Annotated in this window: 15 protein-coding genes; 2 read left to right on the top strand and 13 right to left on the bottom strand. The window is 61.8% G+C overall.

Features of this window, described 5'->3' with window-relative positions; translation table 11 throughout:
- Nucleotides 1-13: 13 nt before the first annotated feature.
- The 4 genes from AC1VVK_RS21800 to AC1VVK_RS21785 all read right to left on the bottom strand — a co-directional run bounded on the left by AC1VVK_RS21800 (nucleotide 14) and on the right by AC1VVK_RS21785 (nucleotide 6514).
- On the bottom strand, nucleotides 14-1534 hold the full coding sequence (locus AC1VVK_RS21800) for a GH39 family glycosyl hydrolase (RefSeq protein WP_482905288.1): 1521 nt from the start codon (nucleotides 1532-1534) through the stop codon (nucleotides 14-16).
- Nucleotides 1535-1543: 9 nt separating this feature from the next.
- Nucleotides 1544-2908 (bottom strand): glycoside hydrolase family 1 protein, encoded by a 1365-nt coding sequence (locus AC1VVK_RS21795; protein WP_482905287.1) that lies wholly within the window; start codon nucleotides 2906-2908, stop codon nucleotides 1544-1546.
- A gap of 65 nt (nucleotides 2909-2973) precedes the next feature.
- Nucleotides 2974-5649 (bottom strand): glycoside hydrolase family 2 TIM barrel-domain containing protein, encoded by a 2676-nt coding sequence (locus AC1VVK_RS21790; RefSeq protein ID WP_482905286.1) that lies wholly within the window; start codon nucleotides 5647-5649, stop codon nucleotides 2974-2976.
- A 160-nt stretch (nucleotides 5650-5809) separates the two neighbouring features.
- The gene (locus AC1VVK_RS21785; protein WP_482905285.1) at nucleotides 5810-6514 is read right to left on the bottom strand and encodes a GntR family transcriptional regulator; all 705 of its coding nucleotides are present in this window, start codon (nucleotides 6512-6514) and stop codon (nucleotides 5810-5812) included.
- 135 nt (nucleotides 6515-6649) lie between these two features.
- Between AC1VVK_RS21785 and AC1VVK_RS21780 the strand changes: the two genes are divergently transcribed.
- Both AC1VVK_RS21780 and AC1VVK_RS21775 read left to right on the top strand, forming a co-directional pair.
- The gene (locus tag AC1VVK_RS21780; RefSeq protein WP_482905284.1) at nucleotides 6650-7390 is read left to right on the top strand and encodes an SDR family NAD(P)-dependent oxidoreductase; all 741 of its coding nucleotides are present in this window, start codon (nucleotides 6650-6652) and stop codon (nucleotides 7388-7390) included.
- Between the two features lie 24 nt (nucleotides 7391-7414).
- Nucleotides 7415-8263: a TauD/TfdA dioxygenase family protein gene (locus AC1VVK_RS21775; RefSeq protein ID WP_482905283.1), complete on the top strand. Its 849-nt coding sequence runs from the start codon at nucleotides 7415-7417 to the stop codon at nucleotides 8261-8263.
- A gap of 72 nt (nucleotides 8264-8335) precedes the next feature.
- Here AC1VVK_RS21775 and AC1VVK_RS21770 read toward each other — a convergent pair whose 3' ends face one another.
- The 9 genes from AC1VVK_RS21770 to AC1VVK_RS21730 form a co-directional block, all read right to left on the bottom strand.
- Entirely contained in the window at nucleotides 8336-8653 is a 318-nt protein-coding gene (locus AC1VVK_RS21770; protein WP_482905282.1) for a hypothetical protein, read from the bottom strand.
- A gap of 205 nt (nucleotides 8654-8858) precedes the next feature.
- The gene (locus AC1VVK_RS21765; RefSeq protein WP_482905281.1) at nucleotides 8859-9551 is read right to left on the bottom strand and encodes a nitroreductase; all 693 of its coding nucleotides are present in this window, start codon (nucleotides 9549-9551) and stop codon (nucleotides 8859-8861) included.
- On the bottom strand, nucleotides 9548-11215 hold the full coding sequence (locus AC1VVK_RS21760; protein WP_482905280.1) for an AMP-binding protein: 1668 nt from the start codon (nucleotides 11213-11215) through the stop codon (nucleotides 9548-9550). The genes AC1VVK_RS21765 and AC1VVK_RS21760 overlap by 4 nt, the downstream gene beginning before the upstream one ends.
- Complete coding sequence (locus AC1VVK_RS21755) at nucleotides 11212-12039, bottom strand: sugar phosphate isomerase/epimerase family protein (RefSeq protein ID WP_482905279.1); 828 nt, start codon at nucleotides 12037-12039, stop codon at nucleotides 11212-11214. The genes AC1VVK_RS21760 and AC1VVK_RS21755 overlap by 4 nt, the downstream gene beginning before the upstream one ends.
- Nucleotides 12040-12063: 24 nt before the next feature.
- Nucleotides 12064-14820 (bottom strand): xanthine dehydrogenase family protein molybdopterin-binding subunit, encoded by a 2757-nt coding sequence (locus AC1VVK_RS21750; RefSeq protein WP_482905278.1) that lies wholly within the window; start codon nucleotides 14818-14820, stop codon nucleotides 12064-12066.
- On the bottom strand, nucleotides 14817-15305 hold the full coding sequence (locus tag AC1VVK_RS21745; protein WP_482905277.1) for a (2Fe-2S)-binding protein: 489 nt from the start codon (nucleotides 15303-15305) through the stop codon (nucleotides 14817-14819). The genes AC1VVK_RS21750 and AC1VVK_RS21745 overlap by 4 nt, the downstream gene beginning before the upstream one ends.
- Nucleotides 15302-16171, bottom strand: a complete 870-nt coding sequence (locus AC1VVK_RS21740; RefSeq protein WP_482905276.1) for an FAD binding domain-containing protein — start codon at nucleotides 16169-16171, stop codon at nucleotides 15302-15304. Before AC1VVK_RS21740 ends, AC1VVK_RS21745 begins: the two co-directional genes overlap by 4 nt.
- The gene (locus tag AC1VVK_RS21735) at nucleotides 16168-16878 is read right to left on the bottom strand and encodes an SRPBCC family protein (protein WP_482905275.1); all 711 of its coding nucleotides are present in this window, start codon (nucleotides 16876-16878) and stop codon (nucleotides 16168-16170) included. The genes AC1VVK_RS21740 and AC1VVK_RS21735 overlap by 4 nt, the downstream gene beginning before the upstream one ends.
- A 101-nt stretch (nucleotides 16879-16979) precedes the next feature.
- Nucleotides 16980-17600 carry a TetR/AcrR family transcriptional regulator gene (locus tag AC1VVK_RS21730; protein WP_132386108.1) on the bottom strand — a complete coding sequence of 207 codons (621 nt, stop codon included), beginning with the start codon at nucleotides 17598-17600 and terminating at the stop codon, nucleotides 16980-16982.
- Nucleotides 17601-17794 lie beyond the last annotated feature (194 nt).

Raw genomic sequence — 17794 nt, 5'->3', positions numbered from 1 at the left:
TCCCCCCTTTTCTTCAGACCAGTTCGAGCAACGCCACGCCTTCGGGCGGCAAGTCCACCGAGACCGAGGCATTGCGGTCCAGCCGCAGCGTCACCGGCGCGGCGATCGAGGATGCCTTGCGCAAGGTCTCGATCTGCGCAGGCGTCGGCAGGCGCGGCGACCCCATCGCGCGCCATGCCGGCATCGGCGACCCGCGCTCCTGATCGACGAAGCTAACCTTTACTTTCTGCCCCTCTCGCGCCCCGGCAAACCGCACGTCGAACCGCTTCGGAGACCCGGTGACTTTCCGTTCAGACGTCGCCCCCGGAATACCCGCCGGCTGCAAGGCTTCCGCCAAATTCCAGACGAGCGCGGATACGCCGCCCTCATCCCGCCGAGAGGCCAGCGCGGGCCCGTCCGCTTTGAGCCGCCGCGTGCCCAGACGATGCAGCAGTCGGTACGTGTTGAAGCTGGGGCGGGCGATGCCCTGCACCATCGTCGCCCAGCCCATGTCTCCCTCTTTAAGCAAATAGTCGGGTACGCCCAGTTCCTCATAGGTGCCGGAAAGCACCCAATGCGACATGCCGCGCAGCATCGGCAGGCACTGCGTCACGACTTCGGCGATCATGGCCGGACTGTCCGAAGACCACTCGCTGAGCCAGATGGGCTTGCCCGCGCAGGCCGACGCCTGCACCTGCCCATGCACCTTGCGCACTGTATCGGGAATGACCTGGTTTACCGAGAACCGGGCATCCTTGCCGTAGAGGTCTTTCTGATTTCCCCCGGCATAGGCATGCGTGGAAATGAAATCGACGGGCGCATTGCTCTGGGCGCAGAATCGAGCAAAATCGTCGACCCATTTACCACCCGAAGTCGCGGGGCCGCCCACCGCGATCGCCGGATCGATCGATTTGATCGCCACCGCCGTTGCCTTGTAGAGATCGAAATAGTCCTGCTGCTTGCCGCTCCAGAAGAACGGCAGGTTCGGCTCGTTCCAGACCTCAAAATTCCATCCGCGAACTTTGGTGATGCCGTAGCGGTCGGCAAGGGCGCCAACGAAAGTGCGGATGAAAGCGGCCCAATCCTCCATGGATTTGGGCGGAGTGATGTTCGCCTCGTAAAACCCGAATGTCGATTTTCCCGAAGCCAGCGCGCCGGGCATGAAACCGACTTCAACAAATGGATCGACACCGCGCGCCACCAGTCCGTCGTAGACTTCGAACACGTTGCGGAAGTTGGGGCTGGGCTTGCCGCGGTTGAGAATGGAAGGCGCGAAGACCCCCATCTCGTCCGCGAATATGCCGTGAAACCGCACTCTCTTGAGTCCGCAGTCACCGACCCATCGATCGAGATCGCCGCGCCAGCTTTCGCGCATCGTGATTGCCGCGCGGTCCGATCCGGCACATTCCGACCAGACGTGCTTGAGGTCCCCGGTCGCCTCACGCGTTTCGATCAGGATCGGAACGCGGTCGGACAGCTCGGCCCCCGCCGCCCTGCCCGCAAGCGACATGGCGCCGAGCGCAGCCGCGCCGCCCATGAATTCACGCCGATGCATATGCCCCCCTCAGACCGCGTTCGCGCGGATAATCTGCCGGTAAACTGCTGCGCTCGGCTTCAGCTTGCGCGCGAAGGTCTTGCGATCGACGCTCGCCAGTCCGAATTGCGGCTTGAAGCCTTGCAGCCACTCGAAGTTGTCGATCAGCGACCAGTGCATGTAGCCCATGACCGGTACACCCGCATCGATCGCGTCATGAAGTTGCTTGAGGACTTGCGGAATATACCATTCCCGGCGGCGGTCGTCGGGCGTTTCGAGGCCGTTTTCGGTCACGAAGATCGGTTTGCCCGTTTCCTTGTGGACATATTCGACCGTATTGCGCAGCGCTTCGGGCTGCTTGATCAGTTCTTCCAGATGAGCGCGGTCCACATAGGGCATGTCGGGGAAGTCCGGCAGTTTTGCACCGGCGCCCGGAATGCGGACCTGCCTGTAGGTCTGCACGCCGATGAAATCGCCTGCCCGCGCGGCGACTTCCAGCCAGGGGCCGTAAGCCGCCTTGCGCAGTTCGCCATAAGGCGAGCCCTCATTGGCCGGCTGGAAATCGACCAGATTCAGCGTAACACCCGTCGGCAGGTCTCCGCGCGCGGCCTTGATGGCGGCAAAGCCTTTCTCATGCGCGGCCATAAGCTGCGGCGTCATCCCCTTGATGTCGGGATGGTTCATGGTCACGAACCGATCGCTGCCCATGGCCCGCGCAGCGGCTGCATGCGCCACCTGTTGCGCTTCATCCAGCTTTCCGAAATAGGCTTGGGACTGCGGCATGATCCGGTAGGTCAGGCCGACTTGCGGTTCGTTGATCGTGCAGGCAACGCCGATCTCCCCGGCCAGTTGCCGCGCCGCGCGGTCGCAATAGCGTGCGAAAAGATCGGGCGATTCCGGATTGAGCCAGCCCCCGGCGGCAGCGAACCAACGCGGCGCGGCCACGTGGTAGAAAGTGACCACGGGCTCGATCCCGGCCTCGCGCAAGGCCGCGATGAAGCGGCGGTAGTAATCGAGCTGGGCCTGCGAAAACTCGCCGCGTTCCGGTTCGATCCGCGACCACTCGATCGAAAAGCGGTAGGCGTTGAGCCCGATCGCCTTCATCACCGCAATATCTTCGCGCCAACGGTGGTAGCTATCGTCGGCATCTCCCGACAGTTCGGCGAATGTCTGGGGCTTCACATGCTCCATCACCCAGAGGTCGGCATTCACGCTGTTGCCTTCGATCTGGTAGCCCGCCGTAGAGGCGCCCCAGCGAAAGCCTTTTGGAAACCGGCGGACTGCCGGTGCGGCAAGGGCCGCCGGAGCCGTCAGCCCGACAGTACCTGCCGCCAGAGCAGTGGCCGCAGCCGTGAGTGCCGTGCGGCGATCAAACCGTGTGTTCCGATCGTCCATTCTCTCTCCCCTTCGATATTTGTTGTTTGCAGCGCTGCCTGGTGAAGCGCCGCATCGAAATTCGATCATTTATTCAGCATGATGGCGGCGACGACGGCCTTGCCGCCCGCGCCGGCAAAGTCGAGCTTGAGCGTGCCGCCATGGACCTCGACAGGAAAACTCAAGGCCTTTGCCTTGAGCGCCCCGCCTGCCGACTGGGCGATGTTGAACGCGGGAACGACCACGGTGCCATTGGCCGATACTGTCATCGTTGCGCTGGCAGGAGCGGCAGGAGACGGCTGGAAGGTCAGTACGGTGACCTTCCATTGGCCGTCAGGCACCGGAATCGCGTAAGAAAAGCTTTCGCCCTCGCGCCAGAAATCAAAGAGCTCGGGCGTAGGACCATCCACACGACGCGGGTTGGCAAGCTTGCGCCCGAACCCTTCCATGTTGAGCACCATCGGCGTTCCGCCGGTCACGAAATCGTCGGAGCCGAACTGGCGGCCAGCCACCGTGCGCCCTGCCAGATCGCCCGCATCGATGGCGATGCCGGTCCGCACCGGATCCGGCCCGGTCCAGACCATCTCGTCCTTCACACCCACGCCGTTGACCGCACCTTCGACCACCGCCCGGTTGGCGCCGGGGACCAGCGCAACCGCCGGCCAGACGCAGATCCGATCCGTGCAGGGCACCTCTCCGATTGCCTTCCCATTGATCGTCAAGCGCGCCTTGGTCGCATTGGAATAGGCCTTCACCTCCATCACCGGATAGGCGCGCGACACGTATCGCTTGCCGGTCAGATGCATCATCGGTTCGGGATTCCACTGCGCCTTGTAATAGTAGAATGCATCCTTGCGCGTCTTGCGATCGAAGCTGACGAGGCCCTTGGTATTGAGATCGATCGCATCGCCCTCCTGCCGGAGGTCGCTGGGAAAATCGAACATGTTCCAGATCCAGCTCGCGAACACGAAGTCACGCTCGCGGATGACGGGCCAGGTCTCCTCATGCACGAAGGACTCGAATTCCTCCGGCTGGGGCCGCCCCGCCATGTTGACGAAGCCGGCCCGCACATTGTCGCTATGCTGCGTCAACGCGCCGCCTGCGCCATATTCCGAAACAGACAGCGGCAGGCTCGGATGATCGCCATGCAAGCGGTCCAACGCCTCACCGAACTGCCTGCGCGCGTCGGTCTGATTGGGCATGTACCAGCCGTAGTAGCGGTTGTAGCCGATAAGATCGGTGGTCCCGGCAAGCCCTTCGCCTGCCGTCTTGATCATCGTCAGCCCCTCGCAGCAGTCCGCGAACGTGGTCGGCCGCGAGGGGTCCTCCTGCTTGGCGATTGCATTGAGATGCTTGAGCAAAGCGAGCGGCTGAGGCGGCTCGCCCTGAACCCCGAAGCCTTTTGCCGAATCCACCTCGTTCCCCACCGACCACATCATGATAGAGGGGTGGTTGAAGTTCTGCCGGATCTGCTCGCGCAGTTGCTGTTCGGCATTGGCCCACAGATGCTCGCTGCCCTTGCCTCCCGAGAGCGAAGGCGTGGTGACGTACGGAAGCTCAGCCCACACGACCATTCCGGCCTTGTCCGCTTCGTCCGACCAGGCATCGGCATGCTGATAATGGGCCTGACGCACGGTATTGGCGCCCAGTTCCCTGATCATCGCCATGTCGCGCACATGGTCTTCGTCCGAGAGGGCCCAGCCCTTGCCCATGACGTCCTGATGGCGCGAGACTCCGTGGAGCTTCACGTGCTGCCCATTAAGGGAGAACCCCGCCTTGGGATCGAAGTGAAAGCTGCGCACGCCAAGCGGAACCGAAACCGTCTCTCCGGCTGCCCCTTTCTCGCGCGTTTCGACGGACACCGTATAGAGATAGGGATCGGCGACCCCGTTCCAGAGATGCGGCTTGGCAACCGAGAGGTTCACGTGCCGGGAATCCTGCCCCGGACTGAGTTCGAGGGCCTGCGATTGTTTCGCGACCGGCCTGCCTTGCCCATCCCGGATCACCGTGGTCACAGCCAGACTGCGCTTGACCGTTCCCTGATTGCGAAAGCGAACCAGCACATCGATATCTGCGCGCTCAGGCGAGATTGCATTGGCTTGTGCGTAGACACCGGGCCCGCCGAAATCGAGCAGATCGACCCCGGCATCGCGCGCCGTTACCAGCTTTACGCCTCTGTAAATGCCGCCATTGACGAAAAAGTCTCCGGAGAGCGGGATGACTTGCCCGCTCTCGTTATCGGCGCTCGGCCTCGAATTGTCGGCGCGCACGGCAACGATATTATCCTGTCCCGGCTTCCAGACGGATGTCACGTCGACGCGGAACCGTGCGAATGCGCCTTCGTGCCGGCCGACATGGGTGCCGTTCACCCAGATATCGGCGATCTTCCCCACGCCTGCAAAGTCGAGATACTGGCGATCGCGCGGCCCGGCCTTTGGTGCCGAGACATGGAGCCGGTACCAGCCTGCCCCCTGAACATTGTTCGCAGCCGGGCTTCGTTCGAGCGCATATTCGCCGATGCGGTTCCAGGTATGGGGTACGGACACGGTCTGCCATGCCGTATCCGCAAAGTCCGGCAGCACCGCCGCAGACCGGTCGAGATCTCCGAGATGAAACCGCCACCCGTTCGAAAGATCGAGCACCTCGCGCCCACTCTCGGCAGATGCGCTGCGCGAGACCTCGGCATGTGCCGGGATCGCAATGGCGCCGCAACACAGTAGAGCCGGCAACATGGCGCGAGCACCCTTTGCGAATATCGTCACGCGAGCATCCTCTGTTTTTTGGTCTGACCTCAATGGATCAATTGGACAGATTTCTGTCAGAAGGCTTGGCAATGGTCAATGAGCCTCGCTTTCCTCAACGAGAGATCGCGGTCAGGCGATCATCTTGTATCCAATTAGAAACCGAGTAGCGGCGTGCGAATCAGCCCGCCGCGCCGGACACTGGGGCGGCCGAGACGGCTTTCCCAGAAACATCCTGCTGCTCGGCATAGCTAAGCAGGGCCTTGTGGGTACGGCGGACCTGGATGGCCCAGATACGCTGCGCCAAATCGATATCCTGCTGAAGGATGGCATCGAAAAGCAACTCCCGCTCGGCACACATTGCCCGCAGCCGCCCTTCATCGACGACCGACATGCGCGCGAAAGCAGCGCGATAGCTGTAGGTCGTGTCCCATAGCCATTCGATAACATGCGCAAGCAGCGGCGCCTTGTGTCCACTGAAACACAGGATGTGAAAATCCCGCGTCAAATTCAGGTATTCTTCGTAGTCCAGCGGTCCAGCCAGACGATCTTTCAGGACCCGGAGCTGATCGATGACCTCCCGCGTCAGATTCGGAATGCTTTCGCCGAGCAGCATCGGCTCCAGAACCTCTCGTATACGATAGGAGACATCCATGTCCGCCACGGTCCGGCTGATCACTTTGGCGCTGGCATTCGCGCGCAGGGAAACCATCCCCCTCTTTTCGAGAATCCGCAGCGCATCGCGTACGGGGATCCGGCTGGTGCCAAGTTCGACTGCCAGTTCGTCTTGCTTGATCGGTTCGCCGGCCGCCAGTTCCCCGGTCATAATCCTTTCGGCGATGATCCGCGCCACGCGGTCCCCGGCAAGATCGGATCCATCGTCCATTTCTTCACTCTCCAGAACTATCTACCCTCACCCTAGAACGGGCGGATTTTTGCGGCAAGCCGCAATGACATTTGCAATCGCGCTGAACGCCTGTATGACTTATTGTATACAATCACGAGAAATGGGAGATAGGATATGTCGCTTGAAGGCAAGGCCGCGGCAGTTACCGGCGGTGCGCGCGGCTTGGGTCGTGCGATTGCGCTTCGCCTCGCAAAGGACGGTGTGGCAGTAGCGGTCTGGGACCTGAACGGAGCCGGAGCGCAGGAAACCGCCCAGATGATCATCGATCAAGGTGGCAAGGCCATTGGTCTGGCCGCTGACAGCTCGCTTGCCACCGAGATTGCCGCTGCGGCCAACGAAAGCCGGGCGGCGCTGGGCCCCATTTCGATTCTCGTGAACAATGCTGCGCTTTCGCCCTTCGCGAAGTTCGAGGATCTCGACGAAGAAACCTGGGACCGCCTGATGGCGATCAATCTCAAGGGGCCTTTCCTGTGCGTGAAGGAAATCGTTCCCGACATGCTGGCGCAGGGCTGGGGGCGTATCATCAACATTGCATCGTCTTCTGCCCAGGCAGGAACACCCAATCAGGCTCACTATGCGGCCACCAAGGGCGGTGTTCTGGGCTTCACGAAAGCCCTCGCAATGGAATTCGCGACGCGCGGGATCACGGTCAACGCGGTGCCGCCGGGCTTCGTTAATACCGAAGGACTTCAGGAATCTCCGGTCGACGTCGAGGCCTACGCGCCGATGACACCGATGCGGCGGGCCGGACGCCCCGAGAACATCGCCGCCGCTGTTGCCTTCCTGGCCTCGGAAGATGCCGACTACATCACCGGTCACACGCTCAGCGTGAACGGTGGACGCTATCTCAACTGATCGCTGGCAGGGAATGGAATGACCATGACATCGGCAATCGAGATAACGCCGCTTGGCGGCGGGACCGGCGCTTCGGTTCGGATCGAACCCGCCTGCGCATCCACTCCGCAGGCTGCACGGGCAATCCGCGACGCTCTGGACCGCTACCACGTGCTTATTTTCCCGGAGGCACACTTCTCCGATCAGCATCTTCTCGATCTGAGCAGTGTGCTTGGTTCGCTCCACGCCAACGACGTCACCGATGATGGTACCGCGCCCAGCGGAAAAGGCATCTACCGCATCGCGCTCGACAAGATGGATGCCAACCAGCTCGACTATGTCAAAGGCAATGACTGGTGGCATATGGACGGCACATCATACGACACACCGGGCAAGGCCACGCTCCTCAAGTGCGAGAGTGCGCCCGCAGAAGGCGGAGACACCGGTTTTGCGAACCTGCACGCCGCCTACGCGGCGCTTCCGCACGATCGCCGCGACCAGCTTGAGAGCCTGCGCGTCAGTCATTGCCTTGCCGCCGTCGGCAGGCTGATCCATGCCGAACCGACCGCGGCGGACTTCGCGCGGTGGAACGCAGTGTTCCCGCCGCGTGAACATCCGCTCGTGTGGCATCAGAAGGATGCGAACAGCGTGCTTCTGATCGGTTCGACGGCTGACCATGTCGTCGGAATGGAGGCATCGCAAAGCCGGCGGCTGCTGGACGAACTGCTCGAATGGTGCACGCAGGACCGGTTTACCTATCGCCACACGTGGCGCGCGGGCGATCTGGTCATCTTCAACAATCCGGCGCTCCTGCACCGGTCCTGTCCCTATCCAGCCTCGGCCGGGCGAATATTGCATCGCACGACACTGCGCGGTGAAGAAACGATCGCCTGACGCACAAAAAAGGGGCGGCAATCTGCCGCCCCTTCACATTTCTGCCCGGTCCCGCCGGACCGGGTCCGCCCGTTACTTGGCGGCAGGAATCTTGGCGAGATCGGCATCGATCTGCTTCAGCTTCTCATCCGTAAGCGCATCGCCGGCATAAGACTGAAGCTGACGCAACGTCATCGAGCGCGCCATGTCGATCTGCGGATTGCTGATCATGTCATGAATGTACTTGTCGAGGACCGCCTTGGTCTGCGGATTGTCGAGCAGGGTGCCGAGATCGGTCTGCGTCGAGTAGGCCGGCGTGGCAGGTGTTTCGGCCGCGATCGCAGGTGCGAGCGTAACCGGCACGGACAGCGCTGCGACGCTGGCGAACATGAGTTTGTGAAGAATAGTCATGAGCAATTCCTTTCAGCTTCATCCCCGGTGCCAGACGCCCGTTGTCCCGCACCCGTATCCATCTCTTGTCTTCGCCTTGCACCCGCCGGTGTCACGGACAGAAAGCGGAACCTTTGCGTCCTGTTCCGGCTAATTTGGCGCAGCGATTCAGGCCGTCACTTCAATATACCAACCATTCGGTTGTTCAACTGGATTTCCGCAGAACTCACGCCGTGTGCCAGCGCGTGAATTCTTCAGGTCCTGCACGCTCGGTGATCAGTTGGTTAACCGTGGCCGAGAGATCCTCGTATCCCATCGCCATGCCGGACAGAAGGATCTGATTGTCCGGAATATCGAGGATGCGATGCACGACCGGCCCATAATCGCACCAGGCCTGCTGCGGACATGTTTCCAGCCCCTGCGCGCGGGCCAGGATCATGACGTTCTGCATGAACATTCCGCTATCCAGCCAAGCGCCCAGTCCGTGACTGCGTTCCATCGTAAAGAACAAGCCTACCGGCGCCCCGAAAAAGCGGAAATTGCGCAAGGCCGCAGCTTGCCGTGCAGGATAATCGTCCCGCGCGATCCCGTAGAGGGAAAAGAGGTCATATCCCACCTTGCGTCGCCGCGAGAGGTACGGCTCGTCCATGGAAGGCGCCAGATAGGCATATTCAAGCTCGCGCTCTCCGGCTTCGGCAGCCGCGATGACCGCTTCGGAAAGGCGGTCCCGAGCCTCGCCGGTCACGACATGGACAAGCCAAGGCTGAATATTCGTTCCCGAGGCCGCCCGGGACGCACCCGCCAGAATGGTGCGAACAACTTCGGGATCGACATCATCGGCAAGGAATTGGCGCACGGATCTGCGCCCGACGACCGCTTCCTCGGCCGACATCGGAATGTCCAGGTCCCAACCGGTCACGCGTTCGACCCATTCATCTCTGCAAGCTCCTCCTTGCGGCGCTGCTTGAGCACGAAGCGCTGCACTTTGCCGCTTGGTGTGCGCGGCAGCGCATCGGCGAAATGAACCCGGCGCGGAAAAGCGTGAGCGGCATAGTGTGTCTTTACCCATTGCTGGATTTCACGCTCCAGTTCGGCGGATGGCTGCTTGCCCGGAGCGAGAACAATATAGGCTTCCATCACTTCGCCGCGAACCTGATCCGGCACGGCAATCACTGCCGCTTCAGAAACCGCAGGATGCGATGTCATTGCCGATTCCACTTCGAACGGTCCGATGCGGTACCCCGCCATGATGATGACATCGTCATCGCGCGCCGAGAAATGGAAATAGCCTTCCTCATCCACGCTTCCGGTGTCACCCGTCACGTAATAACGGCCATCGGCAGTAAACTTCTCGGCCGTCTTGGCGGGATCGCCGTCATAGCCGTGGAACCAGAGCAGCGGGCTTTCCTTCACGACCAGAGCCACTCGGCCGACTGTCCCGACGCCGACAGGTTCATCGCTTTCTTCGGCAAGGATCGTCGCGGACCACCCCGGCATGGCGTGCCCCATCGCTCCGGCCTTGATCGGGCGCCGCACCAGCGGATGGTGGTGATTATTGATCACCATACCCGCCTCCGTCTGTCCGTAGTGATCGTGGACTTCAACCCCCAGTGCGCCGACGGCCCATTCGTTCACGTCGGGCGTCAGCGGCTCGCCCGCACTCGATGCGCAGCGAAGATGCAGCGACCGCGCTTCCCCCAAGTCCGCTTGGCAAAGCGCCCGATAGACAGTCGGCGCAGCAGCAAAGTTGGTGACGTGCTCCCTTTCAAGGATCGCCATTGTCGCTTCCGGCGAAAAGCCGCCGGCGTAAAGGATCGATCGTACCCCGGTGGTGAAGGTGGCAAGTACACCGAAATAAAGGCCATAGGCCCAGCCCGGATCGGCCGCGCACCAGAACACGTCGTCCTCGCCAACGCCCTGTCCGAATTCCGCATAAGCCTGAAACGCCGCAAGCGCGCGCTGCGGCACGATCACCGCTTTCGGCTTACCCGTCGTGCCCGATGTATAGATGTGGATGATCGGCGCTTCGCCGCCAAGCCGCACTGCCTCGAATCCCGGAGCGCCCTCGTCCAGCAGTCTGCTGAACGACAGCACACCGCCGCCTCCTGCACCGGTGGATATGACGTGCCAGGTCGCATCTGCGGGCATGTCCTCACCGGGGGCGAGCTTGTGCTGCTGGCCGGCATCGCAGACAACGGCGACGGCACGGCTTCCCTCCAGCCGCATCGCGATCGCAGCCGGCGCGAACGCTGTGAAAAGCGGCACATGGACGGCCCCGAGCCGCCAGATCGCCATCAGAGTGACGAGATATTCCCGGCTCTTCCCCATAAGCGTGGCAACGCGGTCCCCGGGCCGGATCCCGAGTACGCTGAACGCACTGGCAAGCTTTTCGGATTCCAGGCGCAGTTCACCATATGTCAGATCCTGTCCGACAAGATCGCCATCGATGATCCGATAAGCCAGTGCTGATGGATCATGACTGTCGCACAGCAATTGCGCCGCACCGGCAGCAGGATCCCGATAGCGCGCATTCAGGAATTCCACGCGAGCGCAAATGCGATCGTCGTCGGTCTCGCCGGTCATTTCGGTTCCCCGTATTCGCGAGCAGCCTGTTTAAGCTGCGTATAGAGACTTTCCACCGCCAGGAGCGCCTCACGCGCCTGCTCGGCGGGTGACTTGCCCGCGCGTACGCGGGAAAGGCTCGGGCATTCGATACCCACGGTCGCATCGGCAGGTACGGCGCGCAGCATATCCAGTAGCGGAAATTCACCTTCGCCGGGATAGAGGCGGTGTGCAATCGCCTCGCTCGCAGCGATGTCGCTCGAAGCGATCAGGGGGCCATCGCATAGCTGTACATAGCGTATCATCCCGGCCGGAATCTCGGCGATATCGGCAATCGAGCCGCCCGCGCGGATCAGGTGGAAGGGATCGAGCGTTATCCCGACGTCCGCCCCCGAAGCCACGATAAGGTCGCGGGCCTGCTGCAAGGAGCTGGTCTTTCCGCCCGCCACCGGTTCCAGATTGGCGCCGATGCCGTATTCCCCGGCAATCTCGGCAAACTTGCCCAGAAGTTCGGCGGATTGCCCGCGATCGGGATTGGAATAGTTAAGAACCAGCGCCGTCTTACCCCCCAACCGAGCGCCGCGTTCCAGTGCCGGTCGATAGGCTTCGAGCGCATCGAAGGAATGCAGGTCGAACACCTCAAGCGTCTCGACCGCGATCCCGGTGGCCTGCAACCGTTCGGCACAGCCTGCCTCTTTTTCAGCCGTACAAGCCGCCGAAGCGTAGAGCGCCGGCGGCTGAACCCACAGGCTGATCGTCCCGAAACCGGCCTGCGCCGCTGCCTCGATGAGTTCGGTTGGCTCGGTATCGGTCAGGGTTAGGCTATCTAGCGAAAATCGCGGCATCTATCTCTCCTCTTCCCGCCTTTTTCAGGCGCGCTGCCCGGTCACCTTTGCGGAGCCGAACATTCCCATCTTGCATTTGCCCGAGACGATATCGCCTTCAATCAGGAGATCGTACTTGAGCGTGATTTTCATCGGCTTCTCGACCTTAAGGTCGAAGCGAACGCGCCCTTCATCCAGTGTTCCGCCATCGAACGCCTGACTGCCCTCAGCACTGCTGAACTTTCCCGAAACGCCGCCCGCGCCATCGGTTGCGAAAGTCACGACCATGGGTTGAGGCCCCATCGGGGTCTTGAGCACCATGTTCCAGTCGCCGTCGATGCTGCGCGCCTCGGCGGCAGACTGCCCCTGGCTGGTCTCCGGCACATGGGGCGGTGCCTCCGGCTCCTGCACGGCATCGACCACAGGCGCAGTGGCCATTTCGGAATGGCTCGAACCAAATCCGGAAACGTCTCGCTGCTCGACGATATCCAGTATGCGTGCAGGCGTCAGCGGCAGCACGAGCTTCTCGATCTCCCCGAACGGGGAAAGAGCGTCGGCAATCGCGTTCACCAGCGTAGGCGGCCCGATGATGGCCCCGCCCTCACCCACGCCGCGCATGCCTCCGATCGTCTTCGACGGCGTGTTGGCATGAATGAATTCGAACACCGGAACATCGCTGATCGCCGGCAGGAGATAGTCCTTGAACGTCGCAGCAGTGGGATTGCCGCGGGCATCGTAAGGCATTTCCTCAAGCAGAACCATACCGATCGCCTGAGCGAGCCCGCCCGAGATCTGCCCTTCGACCACGCCGGGATTGATCACGGTTCCGCAATCCTCGGACGATATCCAGCGCAGAATTTTCACGAAACCCGTGTCGGTATCGACTTCGACAACGCAAAGATGTGCGGCGCTCGTCAGGGTCATCGGAGGGGGCTGATAGCGGAATTGCGCCTCCAGTCCGGCCTCGAATCCTGGCGGCAAACGGTCCGGCTCCGCATAGGCGATGTTGGCAATCTCCCCCAGAGGCCGTGACATTTCCGGAGCGCCGGCGATGTGGACGATGCCGTCCTCGATCGACACGCTTTCAGGAGATGCGTTGAAGAGGTGCGCAGCAAGGATCTTGACCTGGTCCGCAAGCATTTCGGACGCGCGGATCGCCGCGCCGCCGCCAATAACGCCCTGCCGACTCCCGGCTGCGCCGGGTCCGAAGCCTCCTCGCGAACTGTCCCCTTCGAATACCGTGACATCGTCATAGGCCACGCCAAGCCGGTCCGCGATGCACTGTGCCATGGTCGTGGCGGTGCCGTGGCCCTGCGAATGCGTAGACATCATCGCCGTGACCTTCCCGGTCGGCTCGATCCGAACCTGAGCGAGTTCGCCTGTCATCGTGACCATGCTGCCGGCCGAGCCGGTCGGCTCGATATAAGCGGCAATGCCCACGCCAAGATAGCGGCCCTGCTCGCGCGCCTGCGCCTGCTCCTTTCTGAAAGCCGCGAAGTCGAAATGAGCGACCAGTTTTTCCAGGCATTCTCCAGGCGTGATATCGTCAACCGGAATGCCCATGCAGGAAACCGCAGGCTGGTCCTTCAGGTAGACCAGATTGCGTCTGCGGATTTCCACGGGATCTATCCCAAGCCGGCGCGCAGCCTTGTCGAGCAAGGTCTCCCGGATCAGCGATTCCATGGCCCACGGCCCGCGATAGGCGGCAAGGCCGTTGGTATTCGTGTACCACCCGCGCGAAAGGAACGCATAGGCGGGCATCTTGTAAGCCGCCCACAGGAACATGTGGACCGCAATGTTGTTGTCCGCCCCCTGAGGATAGGCACCATTGTTGCAGTCATAAACGGCGTGGCTGGCGACAAGCCGGCCATTCGCATCAAGCGCCGCAGACAGCCTCATCTGTGCTTCCCGGCACTGGTTCGAGGCAGTCAGCGCCTCGTAGCGATCCTCCGTCCACTTGAGCGGCCGACCGAACAGCATCGCTGCGCAGATGACCGCGCATTCTTCTTTCCAGGGCGTGTTCTTGAGGCCGAACGAGCCGCCGACATCCTTGGCGATGACCCGGATCGCTGTCTGCGGCAGTCCCAGTGCCAAGCTAACCCAGCGGGCAATATTGTGCGGGCTCTGGCAGGTTATGTAGAGCGTCAGTTCTTCGGGGCCCTCCCTGGTTGCAAGGATCGCGCGGTTTTCCATCGGAGCCTGCGAAATGCGCTGATGGACAACCTCCTGCGTCAGCAGGCAGTGCGCACCCTGAAGTGCCTGAGCCAGATCCTCCTCGGGCTCCTCGTCGCCGATTTCCGACGCTACGTTCGTTTCGGTGCCGGGATGGATGGGCGCGGCGGCCATGGCATCGGCAATCGTGACGACCGGGTTCAGTTCCTCATAATCGATCTCGATCAGGGATACCGCATCTTCCGCGATAGCGCGGGTTTCAGCGATCACCATGACGATGGGATCGCCGATATACTGGACAAGCTCACCGGCAAGGGGCGTGATCGGCACCTCGGACGGGGTAAAGAAGAAGCTCATCATGGTGATCGGCTGCGCGGCGAGTTCGCGCGCGGTGTAGATCGCGTGCACCCCCGGCAAATCAGCCGCCACGGACGTCTCAACCCTGGTTATCCGTCCGTGCGCAATTGTACTGCGGGCGAAAGCAACGTGGAGCATGCCCGGCGGCACCACATCGTCGGTATATTGCCCGCGCCCGGTCAGCAGGCGTGCATCCTCCTTGCGTTCCACCCGCTTGCCAATCCAGCGCGCCGCGCCCGATCCCGCCGAAGGAATAAGTGTCTGTTCGCTCATGTGTTGCTACCGGCCGAGCCGACCTCCGCTGCAAGCATGGTGATGGCCCTGCGAATGCCTTGGTAGCCCGTGCACCGGCAGATGTGCCCGCTCATCGCGGCGACCATGGACTGCTCGTCGCAGCGCCGATCCGCACATAGCGAGGCCAAAGTCATGACCACTCCGGGCGTGCAGAACCCGCATTGGAGGCCGTGCGCCTTGCGCATGGCGTCCTGCGCGGGATGAAGCGCATCCTGCGTATCTGCAAGACCTTCGACCGTAAGGACCTCACTGCCTTCGGCCTGGACAGCCAGCATCAAACAGGAACGCACGGCGCGCCCGTCCACCATTATGGTGCAGGCGCCGCACACGCCGTGCTCGCAGCCCATGTGCACGCCGGTGTATCCAAGCTTCAGGCGCAGGAAATCCCCCAGCGAGGTGCGCGCCTCCACCGCTTCGGCGACCCTGCGGCCATTCACCTTCATTTCGACGCGATATTCGCTCATGCCACTTCTCCAAGCGCGAGGGCATCGCCGATGCTTCGCGTAAACATTCGGCCCCCCACGGTTCGCCGATATTCGGCGCTCGCATGATGGTCGTCGAACGGAGCGGCATCGGAAACAGCGAGCCGCGAAAGCGATTTCAGATCGAGCGCATCCGGTGCCTTGCCTTGCAGTTCCGCCTCGACGCGGCGCATCTTCATGGGCGTGGGCCCCATACCGAACCAGGCAAGTCCGACCCTCTGGATGAGGCCACCCTCGATCACGAGGGCACCGACCATGCCAACCAGTGCGAAGTCTCCGGGCCGCTGGGCAAGTTCCTGAAACACCACCAGATGCCCTTGCGGCCAGTCCGGATAAATGATCCCTGTCACCAGTTCGTCGGGTTCGAGCACGGTCATGTAAGGGCCAAGGTAGAACGCCTCCGCGGGCACCCGTCTAGTGCCCCGGATAGACGCGATCTCGATCTCCGCACCAAGCGCCACCGCCGTAGCCGGCATTTCCGCCGCCGGTTCACCCAAGGCAACCGAACCTCCTATGGTGCCGCGGTTGCGGGTCTGATGATGACCGACATGGCTGAGCGCACGCACGAATGTGGGAAGATGCTGCGCAAGGAGCTGATCCTCAAGCGCATCGGCCTGTCGTGTCATTGGTCCCACGCGGATGCAACCGACCACCCTGTCGACGCCCCGCAGCTCCGGTATCGCGCCGATATCGACGAGAACAAAAGGCTGGCTCATCCGCAGATTCAGCAGCGGTAGAAGTGTCTGGCCGCCAGCGATGACCGTTGCCCCTCCCCCTGCCTCTGACAGGATCGTGCAAGCCTCATCAATGGAGGCAGGGCGCACGTAGTCGAAAGGTGCGGGCTTCATCGCATCGCTCCTCGCCGACCTGCCTCGAAGGCCGCTGCCGCCGTGACCACCAGCATGGCCAGAGCGACAATAAACTCGAATTGCAGGTGCGCGGCGCCCAGAACAAAGCCGGCCGTCAATGCCAAAACGAGTGCGGCGACCCACGGCCATGGCGAGCGGGGTGGCGATGTCAGTCCAGGCGTCGGTCCGGGTACCGAACCGGAAGCGGGCTGTGCGCCAGGGCCTGTGTGAACGCCTACTGTGGGCTCCGCGATACGATGATCGGCAGGGCCTTCCGTCATCACTTCCTCGAAGCGGGAAAAGAACTTTGCGGCCAGATTGCGCGCCGTCGCATCGATGATCGGACCGCCGAGTTGGGCCATTCGGCCACCCACTTCCGCGTCCACTGTGTAGGTTATCATCGTGCGTCCGCCGCCGAGGTCTGCAAGACGAACTTTTGCCTCCCCCTTGGCGGATCCCGCAACGCCGCCGTTACCGGTTCCCGTGATCGTATACCCACTCGGCGCGTCGAGATCGGACAAGCGAACGCCACCTTTGAAACGCGCGCCGATCGGTCCAATCTTCACTTCGGCCACCGCTGCGAAACTGTCGCTGCCGTCCCTCGTCAGGCTCTGGCATCCGGGAATGCATTGCGCCAGGATTACCGGATCGTTCAATGCCTGCCAAACGGCATGGCGTTCGGCAGTGACTTCCTGCTTGCCATCCATGCGCATTGTCCAATTCTCCCATTATCGCGCCGGCATGTTCCCGCCCGGCTGTATTTGCACTCAAAGCTGAGGCCCTGGATCTCCCTCTGACTTCGGCGTCATCAAGGCGATCTTTGCGGTGCAAACGGCACCAAAGCGCGGACACCCATTTCGAACTGAGCGGGAAGATCGAACCTGCCGTCCTCCAGCCAGCGGCGGGTCAGCCCCTGCATCAATGCCAGGATAAGCCGTGCCGAAAGTTCGGGAATAGCAGCCCACGGCGCGAAGAGCTTGGCAAACAGGTCTTCAGCTTCGTTCGCGCGGTCGATAAACCAGCCATGAGCGGAATGCCCAGAACTCATCGCATCGGTCTGGAATATAGTGATAAAGCGCGTCAGCTGAGGGGCATCGGACAACCGCTCAGCCATCACCCGAAGCAGCCGAACGGCCTCCTCATACGCGCGTTCATCGTTGGACGATGATCGCTCTATCGCGGCGAGAAGCGGTTCGATCGCTATTTCTTCGCCCTGCTCGATCTCGCCCATCAGAGCCAGCAGCAGATCGTCCTTGGATTGGAAATAATACAGCAGACCGGCATTAGACAGCCCACATCGCCGTGCGAGCCCCTGAATCGTGAAACCGCGTAGCCCACCCTGACCGATCATGCGAATGGCCTCACCCACAATAAGCGCGCGCCGTGCGGCTGCATCTTCCCGGTTCCGGTGGCGATTCGACATGGTCATTCAGCCATGTTACCGAATGGTTGGTAGACATTGCAAGTGCAGTTGATAACTTGCGGGTGGCGCTGATCGCGTCGGCGTCGAGCACGCCTATTGCAGCCTGCGGCCGATCAAATTACCAACCATTTGGTTTATAGAGAGCCAAAAACGAACTCATGATTGCCGCTGAAACAAGGCCAATCTCGCCAGCACAGCGG

Source organism: Novosphingobium sp. BL-S-32 (assembly GCF_056857055.1).
Note: the sequence above shows the minus strand (reverse complement) of the source record. Positions and strands in the feature narration are given on the sequence as shown.